The organism is Janthinobacterium sp. FW305-129 (assembly GCF_020858115.1).
GTDB lineage: Bacteria > Pseudomonadota > Gammaproteobacteria > Burkholderiales > Burkholderiaceae_D > Janthinobacterium.
Genome location: NZ_JACYMM010000001.1, coordinates 723,707 through 742,374 on the forward strand (window position 1 = coordinate 723,707; position 18,668 = coordinate 742,374).

Genomic DNA, 18,668 nt, shown 5'->3' on the forward strand with positions numbered 1-18,668 from the left:
TGTTTTCGTAAGGCTGCAAGAGCCCCTCCCCGGTCCAAAGAGGGGCTCGATTTGGTGAAATGAAGTGATTGCGGTTAGCGCGGCTTGACTGTCGCGCCTTCCGTGCCGGTCAGTACGGCGTTGGCCCAGTTGCCGCAGACCTGGGCCGGGTGGGCGCCGCGCGCGCCCAGGGTGCGCAAACTGAGCTGGCTCAGGCCGCGCACGTCAATCTCGGGTTTGACCACCCCGGGAGCCGTGACCAGGCCGCTGTCATACAGCAGCCGCTCACCGCTCCAGACCTGGAATTGCAAGCCGCCGGCGCTGCGGCAGCTATCGTCCACGCCCAGGTCGGCGCGCAGCAGATTCCAGTTGCCCGCCAGCTGCAAGTCGATGCGGCTGGCAGGCCCCACGCCGAGGCCCTTGCGGAACCACAGCCCGTTCATGCGCATCTCGGCCGCCTTGCCTGCCGGCCGGTCTTTCGCGATGTTCTTCGGCAGCGCCAGGTCCGACAGGTAGCGCTGCACCTCTTCTCCTTCGGCCACGCGGTGCTCGAGCACGCGGAAGGCGGACAAGGTGACGGGCGCCACGTCGGTGGCCAGCGCCGCGTCGAACGCGCGCGCCACCGGGCCCGTTTGCGCCGCCGTCACCATCGGGTCGGTGGACGCCGCGCCATCGCCTTCCGGATTTTGCGTGCTCATGACACGGAAGCGCAGCAAGCGCCCGGCCGTGGCGGGGAAATTGATCGTCTGCCTGCCTTCCTGCAGTTTCAAGGTGCCGCGCGCAAGCGCCGCGCCCCATTCACCGTTGTTGTCGCCGATGTAGATTTCGTAATCCCGCACCTGGCCATGCTTCCAGTGCTGGTCGTTGCGCGGCGCCAGTTCGATGCCGTCCACCAGGCGCCGTTCCGTAAAGCCGATCACCCATTCGTGCGGACCGCTTTTCACGGACGGGCTGCGCACGGTGCGGAACCACGTCTCGGGCTTGCCGTCGAATGCGTTTTCCAGCGGATAGCCGCTTTCTTCCGCCGGACGCGCCACCACCTGCATGGCGTCGGCCGGCAAGGCGCGGCCCGGCACGGGCGCGGCGGGGAAGTCGGCGTCCAGTCGCGCCACGGCCTGCGCACCGGCCACCTGCAAGGCCAGGGACTGGCGGATATCCTGCGCCGCCACTTTTACGTGCAAGGTGCCTTGCCTGTCTGCCGCGTCGAAATACCAGCCTTCGACCGCCTTGTCGTAGGCGGCACGATCGGCGGACACCGCGAGCAGGCGTTCGCCCGCCTTGACGGCTGCCGGGCGCTGGCCCGCCAGCATGCGCAGCGCATAGCCGCGGCGCGCTTCCTGGCCCTGGTAATTGCCATCGACGGCGCCGATGTCGACCTGCACGTCGCCGCCCGTCTGGCGCATGCGGATGACTTGCTGGCTGAAGGCGCCGCCCTGGTACTGGCGCGTGTTGCCGTCGTCTTCATACAGGGTGTATTCGGAATCGCCGTGCGGGTAGATATCGAGGGTCAGCTGATCCTTCGGTTTCTGGCCGTCGTACAGCATTTCCGGGTACATGGGCAGGATGGCGCCGGCGCGCACGAACACGGGCAGCTTGTCCAAGGTCACCTGCATATCGAGGTCGCGCCCTTTCGCGCCGGCCGTGGCCTGGCGCCCATCCCAGTAGTCGTACCACGTGCCCTGCGGTAAATGAATGCCCTTGCGCCAGCCGCCGCTGACGGCCTGGCTGCGGTAGACGGGCGCCACCAGCACGTCACGGCCCAGGAGGAATTGATATTTATACGCTTCCGTGTAGGCGGCCGGGTCTTGCGGGTAATCCCACATCAGGCCGCGCACCAGCGGCGCGCCGGATTGTTCCGCTTCGCGCACGAGGGTATACATATACGGCGTGAGGCGCATCTTGAGTTTCAGATAGCGGCGGTTGATGTCGCGGTACGGTTCATCGAACCACCACGGGTGCTTGCGCTCGGCCGCGGCCCAGCCGGACATGCCCATCAGCACGGGCGTAAAGCTTTTCCACTGCAAGTCGCGCAGATAGGTTTCCGGGCTGCCGCCGAAGATGGCATCCACGTCGCCGGACGCATACGCCTGGCCGGACAGGCCCGAGCCGATCAGGGTCGGAATGTGCCAGCGGATGTAATCCCAACTGGCGCTCTGGTCGCCCGTCCACGCCACGGCGTAGCGCTGGATGCCGGCCCAGCCCATCACCGTCCACAAAAACGGGCGGCTGTCGGAGTTGTTCAGGATGCCGTCGTAGGCCGACTTGTTCGCATCCATGGCAAACTGGTAGCCCTTGCCCGTCCACGCCACGTCCAGCTTTTGCACGCGGCTGCCCGCCTGGCCCACTTCCCAGGCGATCTTGTCGACGCCGTTTTCCGTCCACAGGCCCGTGCGGAAGCCATAGCCGGCCAGGCCCTTCACCGTTTCCGGCAAGTTCGTGTAGCCGCAGCCATAGCCGTCGTTGGGCAGGATCCAGCCGCCCGGCATGTCGTGGTCTCGGTACTGGCGCGCGACGCTTTCCACCACGTCCGGCGTCTTGCCGGTGGGGCCGTCCGTCCAGCCCTTCGGCACGGAACCGGGCTTTTTCACGTTGTCGCCATCGTTGTAGCAGTCGGCGTCGCCGTATTCGAGCGCCCAGCGGGGCAGCATGCGCGCGCGGCCCGTCAAGTCCGTGTAGCGGGCGACGACGTCGCGCAAGTCCTTGCCGACGAAGAAATACGCATCGAAGCGCCCTTCCGCGTGCTGCAGCGAGATCTGTTCCTTGTCGCGCAAATCGTAATTGCCGTCGGACCAGGTATTGCGCAGCATGCCCCAGCCCCGTGAACTCATCAAAAATGGCGCGGGATTCGGACGGTCGCCCTCTTCCCAGCCGCCCGAATACGACACGGGCACCTGCTTGCCCTTGAATTCGAAGCGCCCATTCTGCTGGCCGCCGCCGAAATAGCGCTCACCCGGCAGGCTCGACAGCACCTGCACGCCCTGCTTGTCGTCGAGCGACAGCGGCTGCACTTCGCGCCACAGCGGCACTGCGTCGCCCTTGCGGTACAAGGTAAAGCGCAGGGGCTTGCGGTCGATGCGCAGGCTCAGGGCTTCGGTGCCGATCAGGATATGGTCGGCCTGCTCGCTGATCTCATATGCCACCTGCGCGGCCGGCTGGCCCACGACGATGGGCGCGGCCTTGTCGCCCGCTCCCGTCAAACCGGCCTTGCCGCCCGCCTGAATGCGCAGCACGTCCGCCTGCGGCAGGCTGATACGCAGCTGCATGCCCGTGTCGCTGCGCAGATCCCAGCCCAGCGCCTCGCCCTTGGCCACGTCGGCCGCACGCACGGCACTCAGGCTTGTCAGATTGCCGATGGGCGCGGCCTGCAAGCCAGGGACAGCCAGGGTGGCAAGGGCGGCGAGGACACAGGCGGCAAGGGCGCGGCGGGGAAGCGGGAGAGGTTTCATCTGCTGGCTTTCAGAAGTGATTCAATGAAATTACTTTAAGAAGAAAAATAAACATCGTCAACAAAAAGAAAGTTAAAGCAGCAATTTATTAATAAAACGCCCAGAATTGACGCATTTTTCTTACGTTTCACCAAAATGTCACAAAACATACTTTCGTTATCGTCGCATTTCAGCGACAGGCGGCAGCACGACTGTGTTTCATGCGGCACCGCAACATGATTTCGGTCCAGAAAAACACCAATACGACGACATTATTTCGCAAGCTGCAAAACAATTTACTTTCGTTTTACTTTCGTATTTGACTTTTCGAAATTTAGTATTTATGCTTTCTCCAACAAACACTTTACTGACACTCCATGACTACCCTTCTTCAGCGTGACATTCAAACCTGGCGCGACATCGGCGGCCTGCACACGGCCGAGGAAATCGCCCACCAGCCGGCCATCTGGCGCGCGCTGGCCGGCATTTTGCGCAACGAGCAAGCCAGCCTGGCCGCCTTCCTGGGCGACGCGCTGTCCAATCCCGCGCAGCGCGTCATCCTGACGGGCGCCGGCAGCTCGGCGTATGTGGGCGAAATCGTCGTCGACACCTTGAATGCGGCCTGGCCCGCGCAGATCCGCGCCATCGCCACCACCACCCTGCTGACGCACCACGAGCTGTACCTGGAAGCGGATGCGCCCACCCTGCTCGTCTCGTTTGCCCGCAGCGGCGACAGCCCGGAAAGCCTGGCGGCCGTGGAACTGCTGCGCCAGGTCGTGCCCGGCGCGCGCTTTTTAAATATCACCTGCAACGCGGACGGCAAGCTGGCGCGCCAGGGCGCCAACGACAGCAGTACCTTTAACCTGCTGATGCCGGAAGGCAGCTGCGACCGCGGCTTCGCCATGACCAGCAGCTTTAGCAGCATGCTGCTGGCGGCCCTGTCGGTCCTGGGCAAGGACGTCGACGTGGCGCGCCTGGAGAGCCTGGCGCAGCTGGGCGAACAAGCCTTGCGCGACTGGTCGGCTCCCGTGGCAGAGCTGGGATCAACACCCGTGCAGCGCGTCGTCTACCTGGGCAGCGGTCCGCTGGAAGCGCTGGCCAAGGAAGCGGCATTGAAAATCCTGGAATTGACGGGCGGTCGCGTGATGGCGATGGCGAATACCGCGCTGGGCTTCCGCCACGGCCCGAAATCGGCCGTCACCACGGAGTCCCTGGTGATCCTGCTGCGCAGCAGCAAACCCTTGGCGCGCCAGTATGAAGACGATCTATTGAAAGAACTGCAGCGCGACAGCGTGGCGCAGGCGTGCCTGACGGTAGGCATCGGCGGCGACCTGTCAGCCGACGCTCCGGCCTGGCCCGACGCCTGGCTGGCCCCGCTGTGGCTGCTGATGGCGCAACAATATGCGCTGCACCAGTCCGCGCTGCTGCAACTGCGCCCCGACAATCCATTCGCCGGCGGCATCGTCAACCGTGTCGTGCAGGGCGTCACCATCTATGGCCATGACCAATTCTAATCACACGGCCGGCTACCACGGCATCGACATCGGAGGCAGCAAGATGGAGCTGGTCGCCTTTGCCGACCGCGACGGCGCGCTGGCCGAGGTGTTCCGCGAACGGGTGGCCACGCCGGGCGACGATTTTAGCGCCTTCGTGCAAGCGATCGTCGGCCTGGTGGCGCGCGGCGACGCCGCCCTGGGTACGACGGCGCCCGTCGGCATCGGCTTGCCCGGCGTGATCGACAGCGCCAGCGGCCGCCAGCTCAGTTCCAACGTGCCGGCCCTGAACGGCCGCCTGGTGGCGCAAACCCTGCAGCAAGCCTTGCAACGCCCTGTCGCCATCGGCAACGATTGCCAGTGCTTCGCCCTGTCGGAAGCGCAAGGCGGCGCGGCCGACCATGCCGCCAGCATGTTCGGCGCCATCCTCGGCACGGGCGCGGGCGGCGGCTATTGCGTGGGCGGCCAGCTGCTGCGCGGCTTGAACGGCGTGGCCGGCGAATGGGGCCACTGGAGCCTGCCCGCCACCCTGCTGGCGCAGCATGGCTTGACCGAATACCCGTGCCCGTGCGGCAAGGCGGGCTGCCTGGAGCGCTATGTCTCCGGCCCCGCCATGAGCAAGTTATATGCGCATTTCGGCGGCGAAGGCACAGAACCGCTGGCCACGCTGGCCATCGTGGCACGCGCCAACATGGGCGACGCCGTGGCGCAGCGCACGGTGGCCGTGCACCTCGACGTGCTGGGTCACGCGCTGGCCGGCCTGGTGCTGGCCTACGACCCGCACGTCATCGTGCTCGGTGGCGGCCTGTCCAAGCTGCCGCACCTGTACGACAAGCTGCCGGCGGCCGTCAGGCGCCATTTATTCCCCGGCGTGCACGTGCCGCCCATCCTGCCGCCCCGCTTTGGCGACGCCGGCGGCGCGCGCGGCGCGGCCCTTTTGATACGACAACATATAAAGGCGTCAACATGATGAAGCAAGCGGAAAACCCGACTTTTACCCTGTCGCCCATCCAGCAAGTGATCAAGGCGCACCGCCGCGGCGAGCGCGTTGGCTTGTACGCCGTCTGCTGCAGCCATCCGAGCGTGCTGCGCGCCGCCATGCGCGTGGCCAGCGACTACGACACCGTGCTGCTGATCGAGGCGACGTCGAACCAGGTCGACCAGTTCGGCGGCTACACGGGCATGACACCAAACGTTTTCCGCGACACCATGCTGGCGCTGGCCCGCGAACAGGGCTTCCCCGCCAGCCGCCTGGTGCTGGGCGGCGACCACCTGGGTCCGAACGCCTGGCAGCACCTCGATGCGGCTACCGCCATGGATCACGCCGAAACGCTGATCGCCGCGTATGCGTCGGCCGGCTTCCATAAAATCCACCTCGATTGCAGCATGCGCTGTGCCGACGACCCCCTGCAGCTCGATGATGAAACCGTGGCCGCCCGTTCGGCGCGCCTGTGCATCGTCGCCGAAGCGGCGGCGGCCGCCGCCGGCTTCGCGCCGCCCGTCTACGTGATCGGCACGGAAGTGCCGATTCCCGGCGGCGAAGCGTCCTTGGCGCAGGCCGGCGCCGTCACCAGCCCACAGGCCGCGCGCCGCACCCTCGACGTGCATTGCCGCGCCTTCCTCGACAACGGCCTGCACGACGCATGGCGCCGCGTCATCGCCATGGTGGTGCAGCCGGGCGTCGATTTCGACCAGAGCAGCATCCAGCACTACGATGCGGATGCCGCCGCCGAGCTGTCGGCCTTCGTCGCCGAGCAGCCCGGCCTCGTGTTCGAAGCCCATTCCACCGACTACCAGCGCGAATCGGCCCTGCACGCCATGGTGCGCGACCATTTCGCCATCCTGAAAGTGGGCCCGGCCGCCACCTTCGCCCTGCGCGAGGCGCTGTTCGCCCTGTGCCAGATCGAGGAAGAACTGCTGCCGGCGCACGCCACCTCGCAGCTGATGCAGGTGCTCGACGACGTGATGGTGGCCAAGCCGAAGAACTGGATCAAGCATTACCTGGGCACGCCGGACGAGCAGCGCCTGATGCGCCGCTACGGCTTGAGCGACCGTTGCCGCTATTACTGGGGCGAGCCGGAAGTGGCGGCCGCCGTCGGCAAGCTGCTGGCCAACCTGGACGCCGCGGCGATTCCGCTGCCGCTGCTGAGCCAGCATTTGCCGGAACAGTATCTGGCCGTGGTGCAGGGCAGCCTGGAAGCCGAGGCGCCGGCCTTGATCGAGCACAAGATCGGCAGCTTGCTGGCGCAATATGCGCGCGCCTGCAACCGCAATGCGGCAGTGGCCGCCATTGCCGAAGCGGCAATCTGTTAAGCTCGGTATTTTCATTTTTTACTGAGCCCGCCACCATGCGAAATACCAGCCAACGCCGTGAATCCATCCTCCAAATGCTTGCCCAGCAGGGCTCGGTGCAGGTGACCGATCTGGTGGAAAAGCTCGGCGTGTCCGCGGTCACCATCCGCAGCGACTTGAATGCGCTGGAAGCGCAAGGCATGGCCACGCGCAGCCACGGCGGCGCGACCCTGACGCGCACGCCGCCGCCCGAGCACACGATACGCCAGAAGGATGCCATCAACCACGAGCAGAAGGAGCGCATCGGCGCGTATGCGGCGCGGCTGGTGGAACCGGGCGACAACATCATCATCGACTCGGGCACCACCACCATCTCGCTGGCGCGCCATCTGCGCGATGCGACTGGCGTGACGGTGGCCACGAATGGCCTGAACATCGCGTGGGAGCTGGCCGACGCTCCCGGCGTGGACCTGATCCTCACGGGCGGCCTGCTGCGCAAGCAGTCGCTGTCAATCCAGGGCAGCCAGGCCGAAACCTGCTTGCAAGCCTACAGCTTCGACAAACTGTTTTTGGGCGTGGACGGCTTCGACCTGCAGTTCGGCGTCACCACCCACCACGAAGCGGAAGCAAGCCTGAACCACAAGATGGTGGAACGGGCGAAGAAAATCATCGTCCTCACGGACGCCTCCAAGTTCGGCCGCGTCAGCCTGCACCGCATCGTGCAACTGGACCGCGTCGATACCGTCATCACCGATGCCAGCATCAGCCAGGAATACCGCGAAGGGCTGCACAAGCTGGGCATCGAACTTTTTATAGCGGAATAACACATGCTGAGCGGCAGAATCCTTACCCCATCTGGCTGGATCACGGGCACCATCACTTTTGACCAGCGCATCGTCCAGATACAAGAAGACCCTGCCGCCGACAGCGCGCTGACCATCCTGCCCGGCTTCATCGACCTGCACGTGCATGGCGCGGCCGGCGTCGACATCATGGAGGGCGGTGACGCGGGCGCCACCGTGGCGCGGGTGCATGCGCGCCACGGCACCACGGCCCTGCTGGGCACCACCCTGACGGCGAAGGAGCCGTCGATCGTGCGCGCCCTGCAAGGGCTGGCCGGCGTCATCGCCGAGCGCCCGGCCAACGGCGCGCGCATGCTGGGCGTGCACCTGGAAGGCCCGTTTTTGAACTTGCACCGCCTGGGCGCGCAGCCTCCCGACGTGGTGCAAGCAAGCCTGGCGCTGGTGCAGCGCTTCCACGCCCTCGCCCCCATCAAGGTGCTCACCATGGCGCCGGAAATCCCCGGCCACCTGGAACTGATCCCGCAACTGGCGGCGATGGGCATCCGCGTGCAGATCGGCCACAGCGCCGGCACGTATGACGAAGGCCTGGCGGCGCTGCAGGCCGGAGTCTCCGGCTTTACCCACCTGTACAACGGCATGACGGGCATGACGCACTACGACCAGGGCATGGTGGGCGCGGCCCTGGCGCATGCCGAATACGCGGAAATCATCCCCGACCTGCAGCACGTGGCCAAGGGCGCCCTGCGCGCGGCCCTGCGCGCCATCCCGCGCCTGTACGGCGTGACGGACGCCACCTCGGCCACCGGCATGCCCGATGGCGAATACGGACTGGGCACGCAGCGCGTCTACAAATGCCTGGGCTGCGTGCGTCTGGCCACGGGATCGCTGGCCGGCAGCGTGCTGACCATGGACCAGGCCCTGCGCAATTTCGTCGAGCTGGGCCTGGACCTGGCGGACGCCTCGAACCGTTTGTCGCTGTACCCGGCCGATTACCTGGGCGAATCCGAACGGGGCCGTTTGGCACCCGGCGCCTGGGCCGATATCGTCGTCCTCGATCCCCAATTACAGCCAGTGTCCGTCTTCGTCGAAGGCGCGGCCATCGATCTTTCCACCCGCTAGATTCAGTCCCTAGACCCAGCCCCCAACCTCAACCCCGTCCCGGAGTTTTCATGCACGACACGTCACACAAGGCCCCCGTGTGGGCCATGCGCTACCTGCTATTTATTGCCGGCATGGGGGGATTGCTGTACGGCATAGACATCGGCATCATCGCCGGCGCCCTGCCCTACCTGGAGTCGACGGCCTCGGTGGCCTGGAAACTGACGGCCCAGCAGCTGAGTTTTATCGTCGCCGCCGTGCTCCTGGGTTCAGTCCTGTCGTCGCTGTTCGCCGGCGCCCTGGCCGACATCCTGGGCCGGCGCTGGGTGATGTTCCTGGCCGGCGCCCTGTTCAGCGCCAGCATTCCATTGATTGCCCTGGCCGACGGCTACACGCCGCTGCTGCTGGGCCGTCTGCTGCAAGGCATCAGCGGCGGCTTGATCGGCGTCGTCGTGCCCCTGTACCTGGCCGAATGCCTGCCCGCGCAGCAGCGCGGACGCGGTGCCGCCCTGTTCCAGCTGCTGCTGACCATCGGCCTGGTGGCCGCCGCCCTGATCGGCCTGCTGCAAGCGCAGACGGTGGAAACGGCCACGCAGGCGGCGCAAGCCTTGCCGGAAGCGGGCCGCATCGCCGCCATCTTCACGGCCAAGGACCACGCCTGGCGCAGCATCTTCTGGGTTTGCCTGACGCCGGGCCTCGTGTTTACCATCGGCGCCCTGCTGCTGCCCGAGTCGCCGCGCTGGCTGGCGCAACGGGGCCGCATCGAGCAGGCGCGCCAGTCGCTGCTGCGCACGCGCCTGCCCGCCGCCGCCGACATCGAGTTGCGCGAGATGCAAGACACGCCGGAAAACGCGGCCAAGGCCAGCGGCAAGGCGAAAGACCCGCTGCTGAGCCGCCGCTACGTGCTGCCCTTCCTGCTGGCCTGCCTGATTCTCGCCTGCACGCAAGCGACAGGCATCAATTCCATCCTCGCCTATGTCGTCAATATTTTGAACCAGGCGGGCCTGTCGGGCGCCTCGGCCAACATGGCGGACGTACTTTTAAAAGTACTGAACGCCGTGATGACGGTGGTGGCCGTGCTGCTGGTCGACCGCAAGGGCCGCAAGTTCCTGCTGATGCTGGGCACGGGCGGTATCGTCGTCTCGCTGCTGGCGGCCGGCTTGCTGTTCCGCGGCGCCGAAGCGCACCTGGCCGACGTTCGCCCCGCCATCGCCGCCCAGGTGCAGCACGACGGCCTGGCCGTGCGCCTCGATGCGGCCACCCTGACGGCGCTGGGCGCGGCCGCCGACGGCACGCCGCAGCAGCTGACCATCGCCTACGCCTACGGCCCCTTCACCAACGTAAAAAGCCTGCGCAGCGACGATCCCGTGCTGCGCCAGGTGTCCATCGCACGCGCGGACGCCGTGCAGGCCGACAGCGTCATCGGCGTGTTCTTCCGCAAACTGCACCTGAACCCCTTCGCCGACCCGGCCGCCGGGCGCGAGGCGCCGCTGCGCATCGAAAAGGCCAGCCTGGGCCCCGTGCCCTCGTCCACGCATGGCTGGCTGGTGGCGATCGCCATCTGCGTGTTCGTTTCCAGCTTTGCCGTGGGACCGGGCGTGTGCGTCTGGCTGGCCCTGTCCGAGCTGATGCCGACGCGTATCCGCTCGAACGGCATGAGCATCGCCCTGCTGGTGAACCAGTTCGTCTCGACGGTGATCGCCGCCATCTTCCTGCCCACCGTCGGCTTGCATGGCTATTCGACACTTTTCTTCTTCGGCGCCGGCTGCACCGTGCTGTATTTCCTGGCGGCCGCGTTTTTGCTCCCCGAAACCAAGGGCAAGACGCTGGAAGAGATCGAAGCGCACTTTTCCAGGTAAGCCAAAGTAACCATTTGTAGCAGTCTCCTTTCCAGCCCCGGCCCACATCCGGGGCTGTTTTTTTGCCTGTTTCGCAAGTTGACAGGGCGGGCGCGCACGGCAATGTACGGTTTTCCTTCTGGAATTACGGGCGCGTGGGCTAGAATCTGGCTGCGTCGTGCTACTCACGAGGCGGCAATGGCGCCATGACAAAAACCACCAGGAGACACAGTGAGCTTATTTAGAACCAAGAATTTGGATGACATGATTGCCCACAGCAAGAAGCCGGGAGGACTGGCCAAGGTGCTGGGACCGTTCGACCTTGTCCTCATGGGCATAGGCGCCATCGTCGGCACCGGCATTTTCGTACTCACCGGCACGGGTGCGCTGACGGCCGGCCCCGCCCTGTCGCTGTCCTTCGTCGTGGCGGCCGTCGCCTGCTGCTTCGCCGCCCTGTGCTATGCGGAATTCGCTTCCACCGTGCCGGTGGCCGGCTCCATCTACACCTACAGCTATGCGACTTTGGGCGAGCTGGCCGCCTGGATGATAGGCTGGGACTTGCTGCTCGAATACGGCCTGGCCGCGGCCGCCGTCTCCGTCGGCTGGTCCGGCTACTTCCAGTCGCTGCTGTCGGGCTTCGGCATCGCCCTGCCCGTGGCCCTGACGGCCGCACCGGGCGCCCTGCCCGGCGTGACGACCTTCATCAACCTGCCGGCCCTCGTCATCATGCTGGCCCTGACGGCCATGCTGGGCTGGGGCGTGCGCGAATCGGCGCGCCTGAACAACATCATGGTGGCCATCAAGGTGGGCGTGGTGCTGCTGTTCATCATCTTCGGTGCGCGCCACGTGCAGCCGGCCAACTGGCAGCCCTACATGCCCTTCGGCTACCACGGCATGCTGAGCGCCGCCGCCCTCGTCTTCTTCGCCTTCATCGGCTTCGACGCCGTCACCTCGGCCGCCGAGGAAGTCAAGAAGCCGTCGCGCGACCTGCCGATCGGCATCATCGGTTCGCTGGCCGTGTGCGCCGTGCTGTACGTGGTGGTCTCGGCCATCATGACGGGCATCGTGCCGTACCAGAAATTCCTCGGCGTCGACCATCCCGTCTCGCTGGCCCTGCAATATGCGGGCGAAAACTGGATCGCCGGCTTCGTCGACCTGGGCGCCATCCTCGGCATGACCACCGTGATCCTCGTGATGGCCTTCGGCCAGACGCGCATCATCTTCGCCATGTCGCGCGACGGCTTGCTGCCCAAGCGCCTGTCGACCGTGCACCCGCGCTTCCACACGCCATTCTTCGCCACCTGGCTGGTCGGCATCGTCTTCGGCCTGATCGCCGCCACGATCCCGCTCAACATCCTCGCCGAGCTGATCAACATCGGCACCCTGGCCGCCTTCACCATGGTGTCGATTGCCGTGGTGGTGCTGCGCAAGAAGCGCCCGGACCTGCCGCGCGCCTTCCGCTGCCCCGGCGTACCGTTCGTGCCGGCGCTGGCCGTGATCCTGTGCGTGGGCCTGATGAGCTTCCTCAGCTGGGTCACCTGGATGGCCTTTACCATCTGGCTGGTGATCGGCCTGGCCATCTACTTCGGCTATGCGCGCCGCCGTTCGCTGCTGCATCCGCAGCAGTAAAAAGTCCCGTGCAGCGACACATCCTGTCGCTGCCGCAGTTAAGATGGCGGTCTCGCAACCCTGCAGGCCGCCATCCATGCAACCATCCCCCGACCTCATCGCACAGCTGGACCAGAGCACGGACCAGCTCAAGCGCGCGCGCCTGCGCAATATGCAGTGGCTGGCCGCCGGCTTGCTGCTGCTGGCCGCGCTGGTCTTCGCCGTGGCCCGCTCGCAGCGGGGCCGCCACCCCGCCTGGGGCTATGTGGAAGCGTTTGCCGAAGCGGCGATGGTGGGCGCGATCGCCGACTGGTTCGCCGTCGTGGCCCTGTTCCGCCACCCGCTGGGCATCCCCCTGTGGCATACGGCCATCATCCCGAACAGCAAGGCGGACATCGGCCGCAGCCTGGGCGCCTTCGTGGAAAACCATTTCATTACCGAACAAGGCATCGCCGAGCGCATCGCGCAAGCCGATCCCGCCGCCCGCCTGGGCGCCTGGCTCCGTGAGGAGGCCCACGCGCGGCAGCTGGGCATGACCGGTGCCGGCGTGGCGAAACAGCTGCTGGCGATGGCCGACCATGAGCAGCTGGGGCGCCTGCTGCGCGAACAGGCCAGCGGCTACCTGGGCCAGCTGAATGTATCGGACGTGGCGGCAGACTGCATCGATGCGCTGATCGCCGATGGCAAGCCGCAGGAACTGCTGGACTTCCTGCTCGACCGCAGTGCCGCCTACCTGGACGACGAGCGCCACCACACGGCCATCGGCGACTTCGTGCTGGGCGCTTTCCAGATCGAGAACGCGCTGGTGAAAAAAGCCGTGAAAGCGTACGAGCCGCGCATGATCGCCTCGCTGCAAAAATTCGCCCTGACCGTGCGCATCGACCCGGCCCACCCGCTGCGCCAGCGCATCGCCGGCTGGATCGCCGACAGCGCCTTGCACCTGAAGGCCGACCCGCAGTGGCAGGAAACGGTGCGCCGCTACCAGCTGCAGCTGATCGCCAGCGACACGGTGCAAGCCATGCTGGGCGAGCTGTGGGACGCCATCCGCGCGCGCGTGCTGGCCGACCTGCACGCCGACGCCCCCGTGCTGGCGCAAGCGATTGCCAGCCTGGCGCGCAACACGGGCCAGGTGCTGGGCGAGGACAAGACGGCGCGGGCATGGCTGAACGACGCCATCGTCGCCGGCAGCGGCTCGCTGGTACGGCGCTACCGGGGCGAGGTGGGCGCCTTCATCGCCGCCCGCCTGGACTCGTGGAGCAAGGATGAAATGAGCGAGCGCATCGAACTGGCCATCGGGCGCGACCTGCAATTCATCCGCATCAACGGCACCATCGTGGGCGGCCTGGCCGGCTTGCTGATTTACTCCGTCAGCCAGGCGGTGTAAGCGCGCTTTTCCAGCGCCAGCGCCTGCCGCGGCATCACGCCAGCTGCGGTTTTAGCAGGCTCGTCACTGATAACTGCTTGCGCGGCGCGGCAGCCCTGGCTGCCGGCCGGGCCGCCACGCCGGCCGCCACGCTGCGCACCAGCTGGAAGGAATCGACCAGCGTCGCCAGTTGCACGGCCTGCTGCTGCATGCCGGCCGCGGCGGCGGCGGCCTGCTCGACCAGGGCCGCATTTTGCTGCGTCACGTCATCCATCTGCGTGATGGCCTGGTTGATTTGTTCGATACCCTCGCTCTGCTCCTGGCTGGCCGCCGTAATGTCCGCCATGTAGCCGGCCACCTGGCGCACCGACTGCTCGATATCGCCCATCGTCTTGCCGGCGTCCTGCACCAGCCGGCTGCCCGCCCCCACCTTGTCCACCGAATCGCCGATCAGCACCTTGATTTCCTTGGCCGCCTGTGCCGAGCGGTGCGCCAGGCTGCGCACCTCGGACGCCACCACGGCAAAGCCGCGCCCCTGTTCCCCCGCCCGCGCCGCCTCGACGGCCGCATTCAGCGCCAGGATATTCGTCTGGAAGGCGATGCCGTCGATCACGCCGATGATGTCGACGATCTTGCGCGAGCTGTCCTGGATCGAGCCCATGGTGGCAATCACCTGCGACATGGCTTGCTCGCCCTTGTGCGCGGTCTCGGAGGCGGTGCTGACGAGGCGGTTCGCCTCGCGCGCATTGTCGGCATTCTGCCTGACCGTGCCGGTCAGCTCTTCCATGGACGACGCCGTCTCTTCCAGCGCGCTGGCCTGCGACTCCGTGCGCCGCGACAGGTTCGCATTGCCTGCGGCGATTTCCTCCGCGCCGCGGCCCACTACGCCCGTCGATTCCTTGATTTGCCCGACCAGCAGCTTGACGTTCGTCTGCAGGACGCGCAGCGCCTGCGCCACCGCCGTCAATTCGTCGTTGCCGCTGGCGCTGATGCTGCCCGACAGGTCGCCCGCGCTCATGCGCTCGATATCGCCACGCATGCGCTCCAGCGGCACCACGGCCGCGCGCTGCAAGGTGTAGCCGCCGGCCGCGCACGACACCACGCCGCAGAGAGTGCTGAACAGCATCGGCATGCCGGCGTGTCCCGACGCCACATAGGAGATGGCCGGCGCGGCAACGAACAGCAGCGCCAGCGAGCCGAACACGAGGGACATCCGGGCGCGCAGCGACAGCTGCGCCACAGGGTTCAGGCGACGCAGGACCGAGCGGTGCATGGCCACGCCTTCGCGCACTTCGAGCGTCGTGCCGCCTTGCTTGATGGCCTGGTATGCCTGCTCGGCGGCGGCCACCTGTTCCCGGCTGGGCTTCACGCGGATCGAGGTGTAGCCCACCATCTGGCCATTTTCCAGCATCGGCGCGGCATTCGCTTCCACCCAGTAGTAATCGCCATTCTTGCAGCGGTTCTTGACCATGCCCGTCCACGCCTTGCCGCTCTTGATGGTGCGCCAGAAGTCGGCGAAGGCCTCGGCCGGCATATCCGGATGGCGCACGATGTTTTGCGGCGCGCCGATCAGCTCCTCGGCCGAAAAGCCGCTGATATCGATGAAATCCTGGTTGACATAGGTGATGTTGCCCTTCAGGTCAGTCTTCGATACCACCGTCTGACCATCATGAAGCACATATTCCCTGTTCGTTACCGGCATATTTGTACGCATTTCTGTCTCCCTATCCTACACAAGCGAATGGCGGCGCCACCCGAAAAGAAGCGGGCTCGCGCCCTGGCCTGAACAACACTGCTCTTTCCTGCACAGATCCTGACAAGTGGCGAGAGGCGCCTTGCCAACAACTTGCCTCTATTTGCCCTCTTTTTGATTTAGATCAAATTCATTTTGCTCCATGATTTAACCAATTACAACATTTAAATGAAAAATTTAAACGAATTTGTCATTTTTGAAATGGTGACAAATGGATAGATTGTCGCGTCGCCACAGTGAAAACCAGCTCTCCAAGACAAAATCGAGCAGCAGGCCGCAGTTGCGCGGCAAACACAAATCATTAAAATCATGAAATTCATTGCATTCTATTTTATTTGAGGTATGATGATTGACATGGGAAAACAAAAACGATGCGATGACATCGTCACTTTCGCCACCCGGGAAATCCGCACCTATGTAGGGGAGATACGCATGAACAAAGTCCTGGCCTTGCGCTTGCTCGACGCAGCAGAAGACGCCGCCGTCATCATCGACGCCGCTTCACGCATCCAGTATGCGAACGACGCCATGTATGCGCTGAGCGGCTATGCGCAGGGCAGCCTGGCGGGCCGGCAAATCGAGGCGCTGCTGCCGGACGCCGTGCGCGAGCAGCATGGCGCGCAGATCGGCGCCTATCTGGCCGGCGAAAAGAAGTCCAGGGTACTCGGGCACAAACGCCATTTCGCCATTCGCCACCACGACGGCTCCATGCTGCCCATCGTGCTCAAGGCCATGGACCTGGGCAAGCTCGGCGACGAGAACTACATGGGCGCCTTTTTCATCGACCAGCGCCGCGAGCGCGCGCTCGAACAGCAGAATGCGGCCCGCTGGCAGCAGCTGCAGCGCATCGCCCTGAGCGACCCGCTGACCCATCTGTCCAACCGCCGCGCCTTCGAGGTCGAAGCCGTGCGTGCCGCCGCGCGGGCCCGGCGCGCCCACAGCCCACTGGCCATCGGCATCGCCGACATCGACTTCTTCAAACACGTCAACGACCAGCATGGCCATGCCGCCGGCGATGCCGTCCTGCAAGCCATCGCCGCCGTGTTCCAGTTCCAGGCGCGGGCCTCGGACGTCGTCGCCCGCGTGGGCGGCGAGGAATTCGGTTTCCTGTTCCCGCATACGAACATGAGCATGGCCTGCCAGGTGGCCGAACGCATCCGCCGCGCCGTGGAAGAGACGCGTTTCGAGTTCGGCAAGCTGTCCATTCCGGTGACGATCAGCATCGGCCTGGCACCGCTGCCCGACAACGGCGACTGGAAGGCGGGCTTCATGCAAGCCGACGCCGCGCTGTACCAGGCCAAGAACAATGGCCGCAACCGCATCGAGCAAGCCTGAGCACCCGGCCATATCCGCCGTTTCATTCACCCCGCAGCACCTGACAGGAGCAAGCACATGGAAACCACCACGACACATGCCGCAGCAGCGAACCAGCTGGCGCAAGCGGACGCCCGGGAATTGCTGGTCTTCGGACTCGGCAAGGAAGAATATGCGATCGACATCGGCCTGGTGCAGGAAATCCGCGGCTACGGCGCCGTGACCCGCATCGCCAACGCCCCCGCCTTCCTCAAGGGTTTCATCCACCTGCGCGGCAGCATCGTGCCGCTGATCGACCTGCGCATCGCGCTGGGCCAGGCCGAGCCCGCATACGACGCCTCGACCGTGGTGATCATCCTCATCTTCGCGCATGGCGCCACCGGCATCGTGGTCGACCGCGTGGCCGACGTGGTGCCGCTGGCGCCGGCGCAGATCAAGCCGCCGCCGCAGCTGCACGGCTCGGCCATGGCCGGCCACGTGACGGCCATCGGCGCCCTGGACGAGCGCATGCTGATCGTGCTCGACATGGATAGCCTGCTGTCGGGCATGGGCATGCACGCCGGCGGAAAACTGGCGGCCTGAGCCAGCCACCAGCCCCGCCACCACCCGAACCCGCCCCGCCGGAGACACCATGAGCATCCTGATCGTCGATGACAACGATACCAATCTGAGCCTGCTGGCGACCCTGGCGCGCAAGGCCAGCGCCGCCGAACCGGTCTGCATGAACGATCCCATCGACGCGCTGTACTGGTGCGAATCGAACGTGCCGGACCTGGTCTTGCTCGATTACCGGATGCCCAGCCTGTCCGGCAATGAATTCCTCAGCATTTTCCGCAAGATGCCGGGCATGGCCAACATCGCCATCATCATGGTGACCACCGAGAACGACCGCGCCGTGCGCAAGCAAGCCTTTTCGCTGGGCGTGACGGAGTTTCTCACCAAACCCATCGACACCATCGAGTTCAGTTTGCGCGTACGCAACCTGCTGGCCCTGCGCACGGCGCAAACCATGCTGGCCGACCGCGCCAAGCTGCTCGAACACGAAGTGGCCGAGGCCATCGCCAACGTCACCGCCAGGGAGATGGAACTGGTCGCGCGCCTGGCGCGGGCGGCCGAATTCCGCGATCCCGAAACGGGCGGCCACATCATGCGCATGGCCCGCTACTCGGCGCTGATCGCCAGGGAACTGGGTCTCGACGCGCAATGGCAGGACCTGCTGCTCAAGGCGGCGCCCATGCACGACGTGGGCAAGCTGGCCACGCCCGACCATATCCTGCTCAAGCCGGGGCGGCTGGATCCCGAGGAAATGGCCATCATGCGCCAGCATGCGGAAATCGGCGGCCAGATCCTCGCCGGCAGCGATTCGCCGCTGATCCGCCTGGCCGAGGAAATCGCCTGCGGCCACCACGAGAAATACGATGGCAGCGGCTATCCGCGCGGCCTGGCGGGCGACCAGATACCGCTGTCGGCGCGCATCGTGGCCGTGGCCGACGTCTTCGACGCACTGAGCTCGGAGCGCCCGTACAAGCCCGCCTGGCCTTTGGCGCAGGCGCGCCAGTTCCTGCAAGAGAACAAGGGCAGCCATTTCTGCCCGCGCTGCATCGACGCCTTCCTGGGCGCCTGGGACGACGTGCTCGCCATCCGCGACAGCCTGCCCGACCCCATCCATCACCACGCCCACCCACTGTAAGCGAGGAACCTG

13 protein-coding genes are annotated in these 18,668 nt (G+C 65.7%); 11 read left to right on the plus strand and 2 right to left on the minus strand.

Translation table 11 applies throughout. The features are described 5' to 3' along the window. Window positions 1-74: 74 nt before the first annotated feature. Window positions 75-3,425 carry a TIM-barrel domain-containing protein gene (locus IGS61_RS03085; RefSeq protein ID WP_230538247.1) on the minus strand — a complete coding sequence of 1,117 codons (3,351 nt, stop codon included), beginning with the start codon at window positions 3,423-3,425 and terminating at the stop codon, window positions 75-77. 356 nt (window positions 3,426-3,781) lie between these two features. Between IGS61_RS03085 and IGS61_RS03090 the strand changes: the two genes are divergently transcribed. From IGS61_RS03090 to IGS61_RS03125, 8 genes are all read left to right on the plus strand, one after another. Further along, window positions 3,782-4,918: an SIS domain-containing protein gene (locus IGS61_RS03090; RefSeq protein ID WP_230538248.1), complete on the plus strand. Its 1,137-nt coding sequence runs from the start codon at window positions 3,782-3,784 to the stop codon at window positions 4,916-4,918. Further along, window positions 4,905-5,867 (plus strand): ROK family protein, encoded by a 963-nt coding sequence (locus IGS61_RS03095; RefSeq protein WP_230538249.1) that lies wholly within the window; start codon window positions 4,905-4,907, stop codon window positions 5,865-5,867. Before IGS61_RS03090 ends, IGS61_RS03095 begins: the two co-directional genes overlap by 14 nt. After that, complete coding sequence (locus IGS61_RS03100; RefSeq protein ID WP_230538358.1) at window positions 5,867-7,210, plus strand: D-tagatose-bisphosphate aldolase, class II, non-catalytic subunit; 1,344 nt, start codon at window positions 5,867-5,869, stop codon at window positions 7,208-7,210. Before IGS61_RS03095 ends, IGS61_RS03100 begins: the two co-directional genes overlap by 1 nt. Before the next feature lie 35 nt (window positions 7,211-7,245). Then, on the plus strand, window positions 7,246-8,013 hold the full coding sequence (locus IGS61_RS03105) for a DeoR family transcriptional regulator (RefSeq protein WP_070223655.1): 768 nt from the start codon (window positions 7,246-7,248) through the stop codon (window positions 8,011-8,013). A gap of 3 nt (window positions 8,014-8,016) precedes the next feature. Next, window positions 8,017-9,111, plus strand: coding sequence for an N-acetylglucosamine-6-phosphate deacetylase (locus IGS61_RS03110; protein WP_230538250.1), 1,095 nt, complete (start codon window positions 8,017-8,019; stop codon window positions 9,109-9,111). A gap of 50 nt (window positions 9,112-9,161) precedes the next feature. Then, complete coding sequence (locus IGS61_RS03115) at window positions 9,162-10,949, plus strand: MFS transporter (protein WP_230538251.1); 1,788 nt, start codon at window positions 9,162-9,164, stop codon at window positions 10,947-10,949. A gap of 210 nt (window positions 10,950-11,159) precedes the next feature. Then, entirely contained in the window at window positions 11,160-12,557 is a 1,398-nt protein-coding gene (locus IGS61_RS03120; protein ID WP_329958033.1) for an amino acid permease, read from the plus strand. 76 nt (window positions 12,558-12,633) lie between these two features. Continuing rightward, on the plus strand, window positions 12,634-13,920 hold the full coding sequence (locus IGS61_RS03125) for a DUF445 domain-containing protein (protein WP_230538253.1): 1,287 nt from the start codon (window positions 12,634-12,636) through the stop codon (window positions 13,918-13,920). A 34-nt stretch (window positions 13,921-13,954) separates the two neighbouring features. Here IGS61_RS03125 and IGS61_RS03130 read toward each other — a convergent pair whose 3' ends face one another. Then, window positions 13,955-15,556 (minus strand): methyl-accepting chemotaxis protein, encoded by a 1,602-nt coding sequence (locus tag IGS61_RS03130; RefSeq protein WP_329958034.1) that lies wholly within the window; start codon window positions 15,554-15,556, stop codon window positions 13,955-13,957. Window positions 15,557-16,084: 528 nt separating this feature from the next. Between IGS61_RS03130 and IGS61_RS03135 the strand changes: the two genes are divergently transcribed. The 3 genes from IGS61_RS03135 to IGS61_RS03145 are packed head-to-tail and all read left to right on the plus strand — an operon-like array spanning window position 16,085 to window position 18,656. After that, window positions 16,085-16,987 (plus strand): GGDEF domain-containing protein, encoded by a 903-nt coding sequence (locus IGS61_RS03135; protein WP_230538255.1) that lies wholly within the window; start codon window positions 16,085-16,087, stop codon window positions 16,985-16,987. A gap of 57 nt (window positions 16,988-17,044) precedes the next feature. Next, the gene (locus IGS61_RS03140; RefSeq protein ID WP_230538256.1) at window positions 17,045-17,548 is read left to right on the plus strand and encodes a chemotaxis protein CheW; all 504 of its coding nucleotides are present in this window, start codon (window positions 17,045-17,047) and stop codon (window positions 17,546-17,548) included. A gap of 49 nt (window positions 17,549-17,597) precedes the next feature. Continuing rightward, window positions 17,598-18,656, plus strand: coding sequence for an HD domain-containing phosphohydrolase (locus IGS61_RS03145; RefSeq protein WP_230538257.1), 1,059 nt, complete (start codon window positions 17,598-17,600; stop codon window positions 18,654-18,656). Window positions 18,657-18,668: the final 12 nt, after the last annotated feature.